The organism is Exiguobacterium sp. PvP048, assembly GCF_040549175.1.
GTDB lineage: Bacteria > Bacillota > Bacilli > Exiguobacteriales > Exiguobacteriaceae > Exiguobacterium_A > Exiguobacterium_A artemiae.
In genome coordinates this window covers 18,940-36,610 of sequence record NZ_JBEPSU010000010.1, presented here as the reverse complement: position 1 = coordinate 36,610, position 17,671 = coordinate 18,940, and the positions used below count along the sequence as shown (strand labels likewise).

The window sequence follows — 17,671 nt, the reverse complement described above, 5'->3', positions numbered from 1 at the left end:
CGCCCGTGACGAGTCTACAAAAAAAGACGCTCCCTTCGCAGGAAGCGCCTTTCATTCTGCCGGTTACTTTGTACCAAACAGACGGTCACCCGCATCCCCGAGTCCGGGAACGATATAACCATGGTCGTTTAATTTCTCATCAAGTGCCGCAAGATAGATATCGACATCCGGATGTTCTTCCTGAATGCGTTTGACGCCTTCAGGTGCTGCACAGAGGCAAGCCAGCTTAATGCTTTGCGCACCCTGTTTTTTCAAAGAGGAGATTGCATCAGCAGCTGAACCGCCTGTCGCAAGCATTGGATCAACGACGACGAAATCACGTTCTGCGACGTCTGTCGGTAATTTGAGATAGTATTCTGTCGGCTCAAGTGTTTCCGGATCACGGTAAAGACCGATGTGTCCTACTTTGACGTTCGGCATCATACGAAGCATACCGTCCACCATCCCAAGACCGGCACGAAGAATCGGAACGATTCCCAGTTTCTTACCCTCGATCATCTTTTGCGTCGTTTTCGTGACCGGTGTCTCGATTTCAACGTCAGTAAGCGGAAGATCGCGCGTGAGTTCATATGCCATCAATGAAGCCACTTCGTCGACAAGCTCCCGGAATTGTTTCGTTCCTGTTTCGACTTTACGCATGATCGTCATCTTGTGCTGAATCAATGGGTGATCAAATACATGTACTTTACTCATTGTTTTGCATCTCCTCTCCATTCTCTTTTCGCATTGTACTCTAAAAAGCGACTGCTTGGGAACTGTTTTCTTTGAATCAATCTCACAGCGTACTCTTCCCTTCCAGGATTGCCTTCGCAGCATATGACCATTCGTTGTCCGGTTGTTTCGCTAATTCCTGTAATGTCGTTTTGTAATTACCGACTTTATTTTTTTGTTCGTAAACAGCCTGCATCCATAAGACATCACTCATGTAACCGGATTCCGGGAAATCATTCCGGTACGCCAGGTAGTCACTTTGTTTCGTTTCCTTCAGCTTTCCGGCTGCAATCAATTTGTAGAAACGCGCCATACCGGCTGTCTCTTTATTCGTCAGGACATTTCCGGTCAACAATCGGTTCGCCGTTTCATACTCTTTGGACTGAACGGAAGAAACTGCCTCCTGAAGGGCTTGCTCAGGATCCTTCGTTGACTCCTTCCGCTCCTCTGTTTCCGTCTCTTTCGATTGGCCAGCTTTAGGCTTTTTGATTTCCGTTTTTTTGTCTTCAGATGCCGTCAGCTTCTCATTTTTTTGTTTCAGCTGTTCGACTTCTTTTTCTAAAGACGCAAGCTTTTGTTCAACGTTCGTTTGTTCGGAAGTTTTTTTAGGAGGGGCTTCCTCGGAAAAATCAACTTGCGTAATTCCGACTGCTAATAGGCCGGCTACGACTAGTCCACCTAACCACAACGGATTACTCCGAAGATTTTTTTTCCATGACTTCAGTTGCGAATGATTTTGTACAACAGAAGGATATGCCGAAAAACGTTTTCGGGCCAATCGTTTCCCACCGATTTTTCCTGCAATCGCCAATCGGTAACGGTAAATCTCCGCCGGTAACGGAAGAGGTTTCCACTGCATGAACCGTGCATCGGCCTGTTCATAAAAACCGGCTTGTTCCATGATGACAATGGCTTTAAAATCTTCAACCAATCGTTTATAGTCACGTTTTGATAAACTTTTATCTTCCAACCATTTCGTAATATGTGTCGTATTAATCGTCTCTAGTTCCGACCGTATGAATTTAGATAAGTCCATCGTTTAAATCCACCCTTAAATTATTCGTATTCAGTTCAGTATATCAAAAATACTGCTCCAACTTTTATTTTTTAGTACGAAAACAAAAGTCAGAGCAGTATCCTGTTTTAATTCATTTCTTTAATCTCTCCATCTTCCATCCGTAAGACACGGTCACAATACGTCAGCATCCGTTCATCATGTGTGATGACGATGACGGTCTTCCCGTGCTCATGGGCCTGTTGCCGTAACAGGTCCATCACCTGCCGGGCATTCGTGTAGTCAAGGCTCGCCGTCGGTTCGTCCGCTAAGACGAGACGCGGATCATTGACAAGGGCCCGGGCAATCGCGACCCGTTGCCGCTCCCCGCCGGATAAGGCTTGCGGGAGATGGTCGGCCCGGTCACGTAAGCCAAACGTTTCAAGATGCATTGCCGCATCGATGGTCTGACCGGCTTCTTCCGCGACGAGCTCCAACTGTTCCGCCGCCGTTAAGAAAGGCACGAGATGCGATTCCTGAAAGATGAATCCAATCTCAAGTAACCGCATCCGTCGTCTTTGTTCGTCCGACGTGTCCTGCAGAAGCCGGTCATCAAACTGAATCCGCCCTCTGGACGGTGTCTGCAACAGGCCAAGCAACTGGAGTAACGTACTTTTTCCACTGCCGCTTGGTCCGACGAGTGCAATCAACTCGCTTTCTTTTGCTTCGAACGAAACGTGTTCCAGCACTTTCATTGCGCCATACGTTTGTTCGACATCCGTCAGCTTAATCATCCCGTCATTCCTCCCATCGCATCCGCCGGTTCCAGTTTTTTTAATGCCCGTAACGGAATCAATCCGCCGAGTAACGCCGTCACGATAATCAACCCGCCATACAGCAGACTCGTCGTCCATTCAAAGCGGAACGGTAAATCGTCCGGCAAAAATTGGCCGATCGTCCATGTCGCCAGCAGACTGACTGAAAACGAGACGACTGTCAGCAAGAATACTTGCAGGACAAGTCCTTGTCCAATCGTCCGTGTCCGAATCCCGATCGCTTTTAAGATGCCGAGCTGTTTCATCTTTTGCATCGTCAGGATGTAGAAAAAGGCAGTCAGAATCAACGACCCGATGACGATCAAAGCAAGACGCATCATCTGGAATGAATTTTGTTCCGCCGCATAACCCGGTACTTGTTCGACGATTTGTTGTTTCGTATACGTCGCAAGCGTTGTTTTAATCGGTTCCCCGCTGATGAATGCCGAGACATAACGCGAGTCCATCTTTTCTTGCCAGCCGTCCCATGTCGAAAGTGTCATCCAGACGACCGGCGCATGACTGTAGCGTCCATCCTTCACCGTTCCGACGATTTCGAACGTCTGCTTCGTCCGGAAGTCCGTAAACGAATCACCGACTTTCGTCCCGTTCTGTTTCGCGTACTGTGTGTCGACCAGGACTTGTCCGTCTTTTAGCTCCGCCAATTGACGCGGTCCGTAACGCGTATCACCCGGTGAAGCAAACACCGTCACATCTTCTTTGGTTCCATTCTGTTTTTCGAGCACCATGTTTTGTACACCTAACGCTTCCGTCGCCGCCGGTTGATCCATCCGGTCTAAAAACGATCGCGTCAGCTGCCCTTCCGCATCTTTGCTTAAGGCAACCTGCTCGATCGGCAAGTTACGGACGACTGCTCCATTGTCATAGGCCAGTCCGTCCGCAAGTCCGGAAATCATCAAAATCAACAAGACGATCAATGTCGTCACGACTGCCATCAAGAAGAAGCGTTGTCGCATCCGAATCAATTCACGCCATCCCATCTTCATCTTTCATCCCTCCTGTTTGTACGTTACAGGGTTGATTGTAGCGGACGAAGATGAACGGAATATGAACGACTCCGTCTTACTTTAAAAAAGTCAGCACCATCGTCGTGCCCGTACCGGGAATCGACTCGATCCGAATCTGTCCTTCCAACTGATCCATCGTCTCCTTGACGATCGCGAGTCCAAGACCGGTCCCGCTTGTCCCGCGCGAGGCATCCCCTTGATAAAAACGTTCGAATGCATGAGCGATGACTTCCTCCGTCATGCCAGGACCTTGATCCTTGATCCGAACGATGACAGAATCGGCTGCGGTGTCGACTTGAATCGTAATCAAATCACCTTCCGCCGAGACATGTAAGGCATTCCGAATCAGGTTTTGAAAAATCTGTTCCAGTGCCAACTCATCCGCCAGAATCACCGGATCGTCCGAGGCTTCCAGGGCGACGGCGACTCCGCGTTCATCCAACTGATAACTCAGTGTCTCAAGAGTCGTCTGAATCGACTGGACGAGCGGAATCGGCTGGCGTCGAAGCGGCCGTCCTTCGTCAAGCCGGGCCAAGGTCAGCAATTGACGCGTCAACTCGGCCATCCGTTTCGCTTCCTGTCCGATCGTCCGTAACTTCAGACGCTCTTCCGTTTCAGCAGACCGTTCGAGCTGCTCCGCGTATCCCCGGATCGTCGTCAGCGGTGACTGGAATTCATGTGAGACATTGGCAACAAATGCTTTTCGTTCCGCGTCCGATTTGGCGACGGCTTGCGCCATCTCGTCGAACCGGCGTGACAGTTCCCCGATTTCGTCCTGTCCGGTTGTCGCGACCGAAACGGAATAATCGCCTGCCGTCATCCGTTCCGTCGCCGTCGTCAAACGTTTAATCGGACGGACGAGATAACGGATCGAAAAGACGAGCAGCAGGAAACTCAGCAGGACGAGTAACGCCAGGAATGCTCCGACGAACAGGTGCAGCTCACGAATCTGCCGGCTTAAGTCCGGACGAATGAATACGGCATCCGTTCCGGTGTCGGTTTGCAGAGACGTTCCGTACGTATTGATGACTTCGTTATCGAACAATCCGAGCAGGAACAGATGAAACGGATAGTCCCGCATGCCCTGATAGACCTTCCCGTCCTGCACGGCTTGAATGACTTCGGGTGCGAGGGTTTCATCCCGAAACGTATTCCCGAACCGTTTGACTTGTCCAGATTCCGAAACGACATAAAGCTGAAAACCGGTCGCACTGAGCATCTCGTAAAATGAATCGACCCGCCGGTCCCCGTGCCGTTCGTAATACGCAAAAGACGTCTCGACCGCCTCTTCGACCTTTTGACTGTAGGACGCTTGCCAGACCGTGTAATACAGGACGTTACTGATTAACAGGGCGATCAATGCGGACACGAGCAGGACCAGGCAGACAAGACCGACGATTTTGACATATAACGACTTCATGATTTTACCTCCAACCGGTATCCGAGACCACGGACGGTCTCGATTGTGATCGCCTTCGTCTGGTGTAACCGGGTTCGCAACCGTTTGATATGGACGTCGACCGTACGATCGTCACCCATGAAGTCGCGTCCCCAGACCTGTTCAATCAGTTCTTCGCGGCTGAAGACCCGTCCCGGGAAGCTTGCCAGTTGATGTAACAATTCAAATTCACGTCGGGGAATCGTCAACCGTGTCGTTCCAATCGTCAGCTGCTGGCTCCGTTTATCAATCGTGACGTCACCGAACTGCATCGCCGGTACAGCGGCTTTTTGATAGCGTCGAGCGACCGCATGCAGCCGGAAAACCAGTTCTTCCGGATCAAACGGTTTTGTGATGTAATCGTCGGCTCCCGCTGAAAAACCGTCACGCTTATCTGTCAGTTCCCCGAGTGCCGTCAGCATCAGAATCGGAATTTCCTGATTCGCCCGCAACAAGGCGCATAACTCAAAACCGCTTCGTCCCGGCACCATCACATCAAGAACGGCTGCCTCAAACAGTTGTCGGTCGATCCAAGTGGCTGCTTCGTTCCCGTCAGCCGTCGCTGTCACCCGGTGTCCGTCCGCCTCGAGTGTCTCGCGGATCAGTCGCTGAATATGCAAATCATCTTCGACGACTAAAATCTTCATTTCCTCTCACATCCTTTTTGTTCTGCCTACAGGTCATCAAAAAACCACCCCGCACTTCTCATCAATCGAAAAGGTCGAGGTGGTGCTCGTACGGGTAACTCTTAACCGCGTTCCGGGTAAAGTGGGAAACGGCCTGTCAAAGCGAGAACTTGCTTATGGGCACTTGTCAGTGTTTCTTGATCTTCCGGATTTTTCAGAACGAGTTCGATCAGTTCTGCGATTTGTTTCATTTCTGCTTCTTTGAAACCGCGTGATGTCATCGCCGCTGTTCCGATCCGGATTCCACTCGTAACGAACGGGCTTGCCGGGTCAAATGGAATCGTGTTTTTGTTGACCGTGATACCGGCTTCATCCAGTGCATGCTCTGCCAGCTTCCCTGTGATGCCGAGCGGCTGCAGGTCGACGAGCAGCAAGTGGTTGTCGGTACCGCCGGAGACGATCCGCAGTCCGCGTGCCGTTAATTCTTCACCGAGGACTTTCGCGTTGGCTACGACTTGCTCGATGTAATCCTTGAATTCAGGTGCTAATGCTTCCGCAAAGGCAACGGCTTTCGCTGCGATGACGTGCATGAGCGGTCCACCTTGAATACCCGGGAAAATCGATTTATCGATTGCTTTGGCATGCTCTTCCTTACAAAGAATCATTCCACCGCGCGGTCCACGAAGCGTCTTGTGCGTCGTCGTCGTGACGAAGTGTGCATGTTCGACCGGGTTCGGGTGCAGACCTGCTGCGACGAGTCCCGCGATGTGCGCCATATCGACCATCAGGTAGGCACCGACACTGTCCGCGATTTCACGGAATCGTTTAAAGTCAATCACGCGCGGATAAGCCGATGCTCCCGCAACGATCAGTTTTGGTTTGTGTTCTTCCGCAAGCTTCGCGACGACATCATAATCGATCATCTCTGTTTCTGGATCGACGCCGTACTCGACGAAGTTGTATTGAACACCGGAGAAATTCACAGGACTGCCGTGTGTCAAGTGACCACCATGGGAGAGGTTCATCCCGAGGACCGTGTCGCCTTGATTGAGAATCGTGAAGTAGACTGCCATGTTGGCCTGGGCACCTGAGTGTGGCTGAACATTGACGTGTTCTGCTCCAAAGATGGCCTTCGCACGGTCACGTGCCAAGTTTTCTGCTAAATCGACGAACTCACAACCGCCGTAATAACGACGACCCGGGTAACCTTCTGCGTATTTGTTCGTCAGCACGCTGCCTTGAGCTTCCATGACCGCTTGTGAGACAAAGTTTTCTGACGCAATCAACTCGATGTTATCGCGTTGACGTCCTAGTTCCTTGCGCATAGCCGAAAAGAGTTCCTCATCTTGCTGTTTCAGATACGTTAGTGGTGTTTGTTCCATCTGAATTCCCCCATTCATTTCGATAAACCTATCTTAACACGAATAATCTCTTGCGGGCACCCTCTAAAAATCCATTAAAAAAGCAAGGGGAGTGCAACCCCTTGCGCAAATCATTCGTATTTAGCGCGTGCGCCACCGATTAGTTTCGGTCGCGTCACGGCAGCCGTCACATGTGCCTCACCGATTTCGCGGTGCGGCAGACGGACGGGAATCGCAACATGTTTCAAGTGCATCCCGATGAACGTATCGCCGATATCGATGCCGGCGTCGGCCTGGATCGCTTCGACGACGACTGGTGCCGAAAACCGCTGATACGCGACACTCGCCATCGAACCGCCGGCTTCTGGAACCGGAACGACCGTCACGGCTTCAAGACCGAGCCGTTCAACGATTTGCCGTTCCAACGTCAAAGCACGGTTGATGTGCTCACAGCCTTGAAACGCCAGATCGACCTGATGCGAACGACGGAACGTATCAAAGACATCGAATAACGCTTCTGCGACTTCGGGTGAACCCGCTTTCCCGATTTGTTTCCCGATGACTTCACTTGTCGAACAGCCGATGACAAGCAACTTTCCTTTCAACGGAAAACGTTCATTCAGTTCCGTCAATGAGGCTTCGAGATCCTGTTTGATTTGTTCCAAATCCATTTACTTCACCTCATAATCTGAGATTTTGCAGACACGGTTTTCATGACGTCCGCCTTCGAATTCCGTCTCGAGCCAGATTTTCGCGATGTCACGCGCAAGGCCCGGTCCGATGACACGTTCGCCCATCGTCAGGATGTTCGAGTTGTTATGCTGACGTGTCGCTTTTGCGCTGAACGTATCATGGACGAGCGCCGCGCGGATACCTTTGACTTTGTTCGCAGCGATGCCGATTCCGATACCGGTTCCGCAAATTAAAATCCCACGGTCGAATTCACCGTTCGCAACTGCTTCCGCGACTGGAATCGCAACGTCCGGATAATCGATTGATTCGGATGAATACGTGCCGAAGTCCGTATAATCAATTCCGAGCTCCTGTAAGAGTTCATTCAGTTCTGCTTTTAACTTAAAACCACCATGGTCTGCTCCAATTGCTACTTTCATCGTTACTATTCCCCCGTTTGTTTAGGTTGTTTTTTCGGAAGTTTTCGGTTGTCCGGTGCTTTTCTTCCGTTTCCGTTCTGCGTCAATTTTAACACAAGACGGTTGACGAGGGGTTCGAGTTCATTTCGGACTTGGCGATAGACGTTCATCGATCCGCCGTACGGATCATTGATATCCCGTTCAAGGCCGGTCACATACTCGTACAGCGTAAACGTCCGGTCTTTCAGTTCCGGGTACCGTTCGCCGACTTCCTGTTTATGACTGCGTGTCATCGTCAAGATGATATCCGACCAACGCCCGAGGACGTCGTCAAAGACTTGCGTATAGTGCTCGAGTTCGATTCCGCGCTCCCGTAAGACCTGTAAGGCGTTTTCGGAAGCATCAAACCCTTGCATCGAACGCAGACCGGCAGAGCGGACATCGAATTCTTGATCGGCCACTTTTGAGCGTAATAATGCCATCGCCATCGGGCTGCGGCATGTGTTTCCTGTACAGATAAACAATACACGACGTGTGCTCATCTCAGTATCCTCCTTCTTTACGGGCGAATGATCCGACCACCTGCTGCCTTGTGGAGCCGATTCCGGACTGCTAGCCCAACCCCTTCTTCTGATAGGTCCCGTACAAAAATCTGATCTACTGTCGTCTGATCAAATCGCCGTAAACAATCGTAAAGACGTTGCGCAGCTGTTTCCATCGTTGTTCCGAGGAAACAACGGACATCGGCTTCGATGTCTTCTCCGTCAAAGAGAATAACGCCTGTCTTTTGTCCATTTTGGCGTGCTTCATCGATGAGTTGCTGCAGGAATGAGAGGTCGCCCGCCACAACGGATAAAGTGGCTTCCGGTGCATAGTGCGTGTACTTCATCCCCGGTGCCTTCGGTGTCTGATCCTTCATCGATAAGGCAGGATCAAGTGCCGTATCCCCGATGACCGATTCGATCTGTTCCCGCGTCACGCCACCCGGTCGTAAAATCACCGGTGGATTCGTAGTACAGTCGATGACCGTCGATTCAACACCAATTCCGGTCTCCCCGCCGTCGACGATTGCGGCGATGCGGCCCGAGAGGTCATGTGCGACATGCGCAGATGACGTCGGTGAAGGTTTTCCGGAACGGTTGGCACTTGGTGCTGCCAGACCTAACCCGGTCGCTTCGATTAACTCAAGCGCTAGCGGATGGTCCGGCATCCGTAATCCGATCGTATCCAGTCCTGCGGTGACGAGTGAGGATGCACGTCCGTTTGATTCTAAAATGATCGTCAAGGCACCCGGCCAAAACGTATCCATCAATTGAGTCGCGACATCCGGAATATGAGTGACGAACTGCTTTGCCTGTTCGATGGATGCGACATGGACAATCAACGGATTGTCGGAAGGTCGACCCTTCGCGGCGAAAATTCGCCGAACGGCCGTTTCGCTCGTCGCATCCCCTGCGAGACCATAGACCGTCTCCGTCGGAATCGCGACGACTTCACCTTCTTGTAATAGTCGTGCCGCTTCATTTAATGTCTTCTGCTGAATCATTTCCGTCTTCACTCTGGACAATCCTTTCGTTCCGCATACACGATACGGTCTTTACCGTTTATATCTTTTAAAATACCCGTTTCTACAGTTGGATAACGTTTTTTTAACATCATTTGCACTTCATCGCCCTGATTGTGTCCGATTTCGAACGCAATCAAACGAAAATCATCGCGCAGGATCCGACTGCTGTCTTCAATCAGGCGGCGGTAGAACACGAGTCCGTCTTTCCCGCCAAACAACGCGAGGTGGGGCTCATGGTCAAACACGACGTCACTGAGCAATTCATCTTCTTCAATATAAGGGGGATTCGAGACTAACACCCGGACTGACCGGTCAGCAAGCGGTGCCAGCAAATCCCCTTCCAAAAAGGTGACCTCTCCGCCAAGCATCTGTTGATTTTCTTTGGCAACCGCAATCGCCTCCGCCGAAATATCGACCGTCGTGACCGGTTGTTTCAGTTCAAGGGCAAGCGTCAGACAAATCGCTCCGCTGCCGGTTCCGATATCGACGATTTCACCGGGTTTGAATGTTTCTCCTTGCAGGCGTCCCGTCACGAATTCAATCAATTCTTCCGTCTCCGGCCGCGGAATCAAGACAGCGGGTGACACGCGGAAGTCGCGTCCGTAAAACGGTTGGTATCCGATCAAATGCTGGACCGGGACACCATTTAAATGGGCCAGTAAATATTCACTGAACAACAGGTCCTGTTCCGGCTCAAGTTCGTCCGACAAACGGATCAACAATCCGGTCCGGTCGACCTGTAAAACGTGCATAAGTAACCATTCGGCACTCGAGGCCTCGCGTCCTGCCGTCAAGAGCATCGTTTGTGCCTGATTCAGACGTTTTGCGATTCGCATCAGTTCGCCGCCTCCGATGCCCGGGCCTGATACTCCATGACGAGAGTATCGATGACTTCATCCATCTCACCTTGCAGAATCCGGTCAAGTTTTTGAATCGTCAAACCGATCCGGTGATCAGTGACACGGTTTTGGGCAAAGTTATACGTCCGGATCCGCTCTGACCGGTCACCCGTTCCGACCGCTGATTTCCGCTTTTCATCGTACTCGGCCTGCTGCTCGCGTTGAATCTTATCGTAAACACGTGCCCGCAGCACCTTCATCGCTTTTTCTTTATTTTTAATTTGTGACTTTTCATCCTGACAGCTGGCGACGATTCCCGTCGGTACGTGCGTGACCCGGACAGCCGACTGGGTCGTGTTGACCGATTGTCCGCCCGGTCCGCTCGATGTGAACGTATCGACGCGGACATCTTTGTCGTGAATCTCGACTTCGACATCTTCTGCTTCCGGCAAGACGGCAACGGTTGCGGTCGATGTATGAATCCGTCCGCCCGACTCGGTTGACGGGACACGCTGGACTCGGTGGGCGCCGTTCTCATACTTTAGCTTCGAATACGCACCCGTTCCTTTGACGATGAAGATGATTTCCTTGTAGCCGCCAAGCTCCGTATAGCTGGCATCGATGATCTCAATTTTCCAGCTCTGTTTTTCAGCGAACTTCGAATACATTTTAAAGAGATCGCCGGCAAATAACGCCGCTTCATCACCGCCTGCCGCACCGCGGATTTCGACGATGACGTTTTTATCGTCGTTCGGATCTTTCGGCAGGAGCAGAGCTTTCAGCTTCGTCTCGAGTTCCTTGATTTCCGGCTCGAGCACGGCGACTTCCTCTTTCGCGAGATCGCGCATCTCCGGGTCCGTCAACATATGACGCGCCTCCTGGTAGGCTTCCATCTTATCGCGGTAGACGCGGTACACTTCAACGGTCGGTGCCAGTTGGGACTGCTCCTTCGATACCTCACGCAGTTGATTCGTATCTTTAATGATGGCGGGGTCCGCCAACAGGTCATTTAATTTTTCATAACGGTCTTCCAACGCACTTAATCGCTCTAACATTCTCGGTCATCCTTCCTGATGATTCTTCTGTCGTCAGTATAGCAAATATTTAGAGTCGCGTTACGCCGGAGCAACATTTCTTCCTTATTAGCAGCGTTTCCCGTCACTCCTTTTTTTACTCCACTTGACGTCCTGGATGGATTTTCCTATAATTAGTGTACTAATTGAATTAATACACTTAAGGAGGTAATCGAATGTTTACGGTTGACCCTAAAAGTTCGTTGCCGATTTACGAGCAACTGGTCGCCCAAATCATCCGTGCGGTTGCCCGCGGACTTCTCCGGTCCGGTGAACAGATGCCGTCGGTCCGTGAACTGGCGAGCACGTTACTCGTCAATCCGAATACCGTTTCCCGTGCCTATCAGGAACTCGAAAGCCGTAACTTCATCGTCACGATGCGCGGCAAAGGTTCCTTTATTTCCGATTTACCGATCGAACAGGTCAAACAGGCTGCGATTCAACCACATGTGCAGACACTGTGCAGCGTAGCCGATGAATTATCGATATCCAATGCAGATCTTTATCAACTACTTATCCAAACAAGGGAGGATTCCTCATGTTGACCGTGTCTCACCTGACCAAACAGATTGATTCCAAAATGATTTACGAAAACGCCTCGTTCACGTTGCCAGCCGGAACGATTACAGCACTGATCGGACGAAACGGTGCCGGCAAGACGACGTTACTGAAAACACTCGTCGGAGCACTTGAGCCGTCCCGCGGAAAAGTCGAATGGAACCAACAGTCCATCCATCACGTTCCGTCAGCCCGGCAACATCTGTTTTTAGTTCCGGATTCAATCGGCGTCTACCGTCAGATGACACTCGGGGAATTGATCGGCTTTTACAATGCGTTTTATCCGAATTTCGAACGGACTTTTATTGAAAACTATTGCCGGTCGTTGAATCTCGATCGTGGACGCCGTGTCACCTCACTCTCAAAAGGTCAGGCCCAGCTGTTTTTACTGCAGCTTGCTTTCGCAACCAACGCACCGGTCCTGTTACTCGATGAACCGACGGACGGACTCGACCGGATCAATAAACGAAATTACTTAAAACAGCTTGTGACCTTGCTTGCCGAACGTCAAACCGCCGTCCTGATCGCGTCCCATCAGTTAGAGGAACTCGATTCACTGGCCGACCGGATCATGACGATCGAACAACACCTCGTCAAAGAACCGCAAACACTCGAAGATGCGAAATCCAGCATGCAGAAATGGCAACTCGCCTATGAGACGGTCCCGGATTTCCACCATAACGATGTTCACGTCCTGTCACAAACCGGCCGGGTCGTCACGCTGATCGTCCGCTCGGAAGCCGGTGCCGCTTACGTCGACAAGACAAATCCGTTACTGAGAGATGTGTTACCTGTCCAACTCGAAGATTACTTTTTAGGAACGTTCGGAGGCGATCAACATGTATAAACAACTGATCCGTTATCATATCAAGCAGGGCATCTGGCCACTCGCTTCTCTTTTCCTGCTCGCTGTCTTCAGTTACGGCTTCGGCAGTTACACGGTCATCGATAACTTCGGTACATACGGTGGAGCAGAAAACGAAATCATCCAATCCGTCCTCGTCAGTCCGAGTTTTGCCGGATTCGGCGCGATTCTGATGGCGGTCTTCGCGATTTTAATCCTCGGAAAAGAGCGTGGAAGCGGCCGGAGCTTAATGCTTCACGCTTTGCCGGTCAATAAAAAAACGCTCTACTGGATCAAATGGAGTCTTGGTGTCGCCATCCTGCTGATTTTGCCGATCATCGGTTTCTTCGTCAGCTGGCTGATTTTACAAGGAATCGGCGGCATTCATCCGTTTGACTACGTCAGCCTGTCTGACCTGACGCTCGATTTTGTCTCGTATTTTCTATTCGATCTCGTCGTCTTCAGTATCTTTTTACTCGCGGGAACGATTGCCGGCGACGTCATCGGCCAATTATTACTCGGATTGTTCTTCCTGTTTTTAAACTACCTGACCTTTTTTGCGATCGCCGCCATCACGACACTCGGATTTGGTCTCGCCGATGAGGAGGCTTCGTTGTTCGATTTCCTGACGACGACGGCTTCACCGTTCACCTTGTTGTTCCAAGACGAACAGTTGATCAGCGCCCTCGTATTCAACCTGGTCTTGCTGGTCCTCTTAATCAGTTGCGGCAGTCTGCTTTATGTCAGAAGCGAAAACGAACGCCTTGGCCGTTTCACGGTTTTCCCGAAGATCCATCCGCTGTTGATCATCGTTTTCTCCGTCTATACGACCATTTTGCTTGCAGCTGTCATCGGTGTGATCTCGTCTGAAAATCAATTTCTCTACTGGCTTGCCGTCGCGATTCTCGCCTGGCCTGCTTTTAGTTCGTACCGCCGGATGATTGGGTGGAAACGTTGATTCCGTGCTACACTATCCCCAACACTTTGGATAAAGGACGGAATCGATGATGCCAAAATATCTTCAGATTTATCAGCAATTGGTCGACCAGATTCAGGGCGGGACGTTACCGGCCGAAACCAAACTTCCTTCGGAAACGGAATTGATGCAGGAATTCGGTGCCAGCCGCGGCACGGTCCGCAAAGCAATCGATGCCTTGCAGGACAAGGGCTTCGTCCGTAAACACCAGGGAAAAGGAGTCTTCGTACTCAGTCAGGATGCGATTGCCTTTCAGTTCAACGGCATCGTCAGCTTTTCTGAAGCGAACCGGCAAATCGGCGAACATGACGTCAAGACCGATGTCATTTCCTGTGAACTGCTCGAAGCGACCGAGGAGCTGGCCCAGTTGTTCCATGTCACACCCGGTACGTCGCTCACGCAGGTCAAACGGGTCCGGTCGATTGACGGGGAGCGGGTCATCTTTGATATCAACCTGTTCGTGACGTCCCTCGTCCCCGGTTTGACGAAAGAAATTGCTGGTGCGTCGATTTATGCGTATATCGAACAGACACTCGGGCGGCAGATCAGTTATGCCAAACGAAAAATCGAGGCCCAACCCGCGACGGTGGAAGATCAGCAGTATCTGGATCTCGAGGGCACCACCCACGTCATCGTCATTACGAATGATACCTATTATTACGAGGGTCAGCATTTTGAACGGACACAGTCGCGTCACCGGCTCGATAAGTTTCAGTTTACGGATATTGCCCGCCGCTAAGGACTCTAAACTCAGAGTCCTTTTTTTGTTTTTTTGAACGAAACGTTCATTCTTCCATTTGAATGTTATATTATAAAAATGTGACCCAAATTTTAGGTTTCTTTTTATATTTTTTAACTGGAGGTTTTGCCATTGTCATTTAAGAAAGGACTACAGACCCTACTAAAACGTGGTCAGGACGTATCCACCATTGACGAACACTTCATGGAAAACCATCCGGATGCGATTTATACACTCGACATATTAGGACGTGTCACACGTCTAAACGATAAAACATCCCTATTACTTGGCTATACGAGAGACGCTTTAATGAACCACTTCAAACATTTTGTTCATCCAGACGATCAAGACAGCACAGTGTTCCATTTTCAACAGGTCATGCAGGGACAAAGCGAGACGTATACGGTACGCATCCGGCATTCGAAAGGTCATTATCTGGAAATGATGATTGTCAATATTCCGATCTTCGCCAATGGTCTGATTGTTGGAGCTTATGGAATTGCTCGCGATTTAACAACAAACCGACTGATGAGACAGCAGATGGACTCGATTCAGTTTGATCAGCAATTGGTCGAAACACTTCCGGGAATCGCCCTGGCCGCATTCAATGAGCACGGTAACTTATTGCGCTCCTCCGACTCGTTCGCGGAATTATTCGGAGTTCGGCCCGAACAGCTCAAACATTTGTCTAAACAAGAGTTTTTACAACGGATTCATCCTGCTGACCAACAGGAGTTTCGTGAGTATCTGGATTTGTTGAAAACAAACCGCTGTTTGCCTTCACTCGACATCGAAACACGTGTCCTTCATCCACAGCATGGTTATCAGGATATCTTCTGCCGATGTGCGTTCCGGCAAGATGACCGGCAACAACAGGCAGAGCTCGCTTGTGTTATCTACAATCTTTCGGAACACAAATCATTGGATAAACAACTTCATGATGAAAAAGAAAAGTTTTTAACGTTCCAACAAGTGTCGACGAGTGCGATTTACCGGTACGATATTGATCAAAAAAAGATTGATTTTCACACACGGGGATTTGAAAATATCTTTGAAGGATTGTTGCACCGGCACCAACAGGTCGATGGGCTCTGGATCGAGGATTTGATTCTTCCCGAAGATCGATCAAAAGTCGAAGCGAGTTATCACCGGGTTCTCGCCAATCATGAGTCCGAAGTCTCCTATCGGATCCGTCACGATGAGATGATTCATTGGATTTTAGAAAACCGGACACCGATCCGTGGCGCAGACGGTGTCGTCTCCGCTTTCCAAAGTGTCATTCAGGACATCACACAGTTAAAACAACAGGAAGAGAAAATTTTTCAACTGGCGATGCATGACCGGGTGACGGGACTGCCGAACCGGACACTGGTTCTTGAACAAATGAACCAATGGATTGCTACTTATCCCACGTTCAGCGTCTTGACGGTCAGTTACAATGCCTTACAGGACATCAATCATGATTTCGGTTATCCGATTGGGGATAAGTGGTTGTCAAAAACAGCAACACAATTGTTACACCACCTGCCGACTGCTTCTTACTTTGGTCACCTCTACGGAGACGAATACATCGTCCTGTTCCCGAACGTCGTCGAAGAATGTTCGATCAACAAGATTTGTGAACAATTGATTGAACTGTCCAAACAAAAGATCGTCATCGATTCCTATGAATGGTACCCGTCAATCGGCATCGGTGTGAGCCGTTTTCCGGAAGATGCGGATTCGGCGGAAGACCTTGTCAAAACAGCGAGCATCGCTCTCGGTCGGGCCCGTGTGAATGAATACAGCGTCTATTCCTCGACGTTCAATATCGAGACTTACCGGCGTCATCAGCTTCAAAAAAGTATCCGGACAGCTATCCGCCGGAATGAACTGTTCCTCGAGTACCAGCCGAAGGTTAACGCCTGGTCCGGAACGATCGTCGGAGCCGAGGCATTGATCCGCTGGCAACATCCGGACTGGGGCCGGATTCCGCCAAACGATTTCATCCCGTTGTCCGAGGAAAGCGAGATGCATATCCTGATCGCCGACTGGGTGCTCGAAGAAACATGCCGGAACATCAACCAATGGATTCTTGCCGACTTACCGATCGTTCCGGTCTCGATCAATGTTTCTCCCAAACGTCTGATTCACGGAAACTTTGCCGAGACCTGCCAGGAGACACTCCAACGCTTCGGTGTTTCCCCAAGCATGCTTGAAATCGAGATTCTCGAGACCGATGTCCTGTTTGATAACAGTAAAATTCAACAGTCGCTTCAGATGCTCAGCCAAATGGGGATCAAGATCGCCCTCGATGACTTCGGAAAAGGATACTCGTCGATTTCTTACCTGCAACAGTATCCAATCGACACGATTAAGATTGACCGGCAGTTCGCGACGACGTTGGTCCAAGATAAAAAAACGCAATCCGTCGTCCGGAGTGTCCTCTTCATGGCCAAGGAATTCGGAATGGATGTCGTCGCAGAAGGCGTCGAGACGATGGGACAACTTCACTTCCTACGGGGACTCGAATGTACAACTATTCAAGGCTACCTGTTCAGTAAACCCCTGCCAAAAGCAGATTTCGAACAGGCGATGCGTAGGCGGCAAATTGCAGCGACGGAAGCGATGACTTCTCCGATCAGCACCCGGACAATCGATGCTTCGATTACGATTCAACGGTTGAACGGACAGGATATCCACGTCGGTCGAACAAATATCGCAGTCTCCAAAGGGACCATGCATAGTGTCTCCTTCTATTCCCCGCTACATCTGCCTGTTCATGAAGGGATTGAACTCGTTTTGATTTTGAAGCAACAGCCGATTCCGGTCCGACCGCTTCAGGCGATCGAACTGGATAACGGTCAGATCGAATATGAATGTCAGTACTTGGATGTGAAGCAGTCCCATCTCGTCTTCGAAGCGCTGCAATCTTCCTGAAAAACAAGACTGACTCAAAAAGGAATCTCTCGTCTTTTCACGCTCTTTCCTGTAGGAGTTGCGTGAAACAGTGATTCCTGTTTAAACGAGAA

Annotated in this window: 18 protein-coding genes; 5 read left to right on the top strand and 13 right to left on the bottom strand. The window is 50.3% G+C overall.

The window, feature by feature from the left end:
- Positions 1-63: 63 nt before the first annotated feature.
- The 13 genes from upp to prfA form a co-directional block, all read right to left on the bottom strand.
- Positions 64-693 (bottom strand): uracil phosphoribosyltransferase, encoded by a 630-nt coding sequence (gene upp / locus ABIC15_RS13895; RefSeq protein WP_012371551.1) that lies wholly within the window; start codon positions 691-693, stop codon positions 64-66.
- A gap of 82 nt (positions 694-775) precedes the next feature.
- Entirely contained in the window at positions 776-1,747 is a 972-nt protein-coding gene (locus tag ABIC15_RS13890) for a hypothetical protein (protein ID WP_318929021.1), read from the bottom strand.
- A 107-nt stretch (positions 1,748-1,854) separates the two neighbouring features.
- Positions 1,855-2,499, bottom strand: coding sequence for an ABC transporter ATP-binding protein (locus ABIC15_RS13885; protein WP_354020963.1), 645 nt, complete (start codon positions 2,497-2,499; stop codon positions 1,855-1,857).
- Positions 2,496-3,527, bottom strand: coding sequence for an ABC transporter permease (locus ABIC15_RS13880; RefSeq protein ID WP_354020962.1), 1,032 nt, complete (start codon positions 3,525-3,527; stop codon positions 2,496-2,498). Before ABIC15_RS13880 ends, ABIC15_RS13885 begins: the two co-directional genes overlap by 4 nt.
- 76 nt (positions 3,528-3,603) lie before the next feature.
- The gene (locus ABIC15_RS13875; RefSeq protein WP_354020961.1) at positions 3,604-4,968 is read right to left on the bottom strand and encodes a sensor histidine kinase; all 1,365 of its coding nucleotides are present in this window, start codon (positions 4,966-4,968) and stop codon (positions 3,604-3,606) included.
- Positions 4,965-5,633 (bottom strand): response regulator transcription factor, encoded by a 669-nt coding sequence (locus ABIC15_RS13870; RefSeq protein ID WP_354020960.1) that lies wholly within the window; start codon positions 5,631-5,633, stop codon positions 4,965-4,967. The genes ABIC15_RS13875 and ABIC15_RS13870 overlap by 4 nt, the downstream gene beginning before the upstream one ends.
- Before the next feature lie 101 nt (positions 5,634-5,734).
- Positions 5,735-6,994, bottom strand: coding sequence for a serine hydroxymethyltransferase (gene glyA / locus ABIC15_RS13865; RefSeq protein WP_290828410.1), 1,260 nt, complete (start codon positions 6,992-6,994; stop codon positions 5,735-5,737).
- A gap of 110 nt (positions 6,995-7,104) precedes the next feature.
- On the bottom strand, positions 7,105-7,644 hold the full coding sequence (locus ABIC15_RS13860; RefSeq protein ID WP_012371558.1) for a TIGR01440 family protein: 540 nt from the start codon (positions 7,642-7,644) through the stop codon (positions 7,105-7,107).
- Positions 7,645-8,085 carry a ribose 5-phosphate isomerase B gene (rpiB, locus tag ABIC15_RS13855; protein WP_012371559.1) on the bottom strand — a complete coding sequence of 147 codons (441 nt, stop codon included), beginning with the start codon at positions 8,083-8,085 and terminating at the stop codon, positions 7,645-7,647.
- Positions 8,086-8,090: 5 nt separating this feature from the next.
- Entirely contained in the window at positions 8,091-8,606 is a 516-nt protein-coding gene (locus tag ABIC15_RS13850) for a low molecular weight protein arginine phosphatase (RefSeq protein ID WP_012371560.1), read from the bottom strand.
- A 17-nt stretch (positions 8,607-8,623) separates the two neighbouring features.
- Positions 8,624-9,622 (bottom strand): L-threonylcarbamoyladenylate synthase, encoded by a 999-nt coding sequence (locus tag ABIC15_RS13845; protein ID WP_354020958.1) that lies wholly within the window; start codon positions 9,620-9,622, stop codon positions 8,624-8,626.
- Positions 9,619-10,467: a peptide chain release factor N(5)-glutamine methyltransferase gene (gene prmC / locus ABIC15_RS13840; protein WP_131972079.1), complete on the bottom strand. Its 849-nt coding sequence runs from the start codon at positions 10,465-10,467 to the stop codon at positions 9,619-9,621. Before prmC ends, ABIC15_RS13845 begins: the two co-directional genes overlap by 4 nt.
- Positions 10,467-11,525 (bottom strand): peptide chain release factor 1, encoded by a 1,059-nt coding sequence (prfA, locus tag ABIC15_RS13835; RefSeq protein WP_131502407.1) that lies wholly within the window; start codon positions 11,523-11,525, stop codon positions 10,467-10,469. Before prfA ends, prmC begins: the two co-directional genes overlap by 1 nt.
- A gap of 194 nt (positions 11,526-11,719) precedes the next feature.
- Here prfA and ABIC15_RS13830 point away from each other — a divergent pair, with 194 nt between their 5' ends.
- From ABIC15_RS13830 to ABIC15_RS13810, 5 genes are all read left to right on the top strand, one after another.
- On the top strand, positions 11,720-12,088 hold the full coding sequence (locus tag ABIC15_RS13830) for a GntR family transcriptional regulator (protein WP_114597321.1): 369 nt from the start codon (positions 11,720-11,722) through the stop codon (positions 12,086-12,088).
- Positions 12,082-12,948: an ABC transporter ATP-binding protein gene (locus tag ABIC15_RS13825; RefSeq protein ID WP_131502408.1), complete on the top strand. Its 867-nt coding sequence runs from the start codon at positions 12,082-12,084 to the stop codon at positions 12,946-12,948. The genes ABIC15_RS13830 and ABIC15_RS13825 overlap by 7 nt, the downstream gene beginning before the upstream one ends.
- Complete coding sequence (locus tag ABIC15_RS13820) at positions 12,941-13,903, top strand: hypothetical protein (protein WP_131972077.1); 963 nt, start codon at positions 12,941-12,943, stop codon at positions 13,901-13,903. The genes ABIC15_RS13825 and ABIC15_RS13820 overlap by 8 nt, the downstream gene beginning before the upstream one ends.
- Before the next feature lie 46 nt (positions 13,904-13,949).
- Positions 13,950-14,660: a trehalose operon repressor gene (treR, locus tag ABIC15_RS13815; RefSeq protein ID WP_131502410.1), complete on the top strand. Its 711-nt coding sequence runs from the start codon at positions 13,950-13,952 to the stop codon at positions 14,658-14,660.
- A gap of 132 nt (positions 14,661-14,792) precedes the next feature.
- Positions 14,793-17,579, top strand: a complete 2,787-nt coding sequence (locus ABIC15_RS13810; RefSeq protein WP_354020957.1) for a sensor domain-containing protein — start codon at positions 14,793-14,795, stop codon at positions 17,577-17,579.
- Positions 17,580-17,671 lie beyond the last annotated feature (92 nt).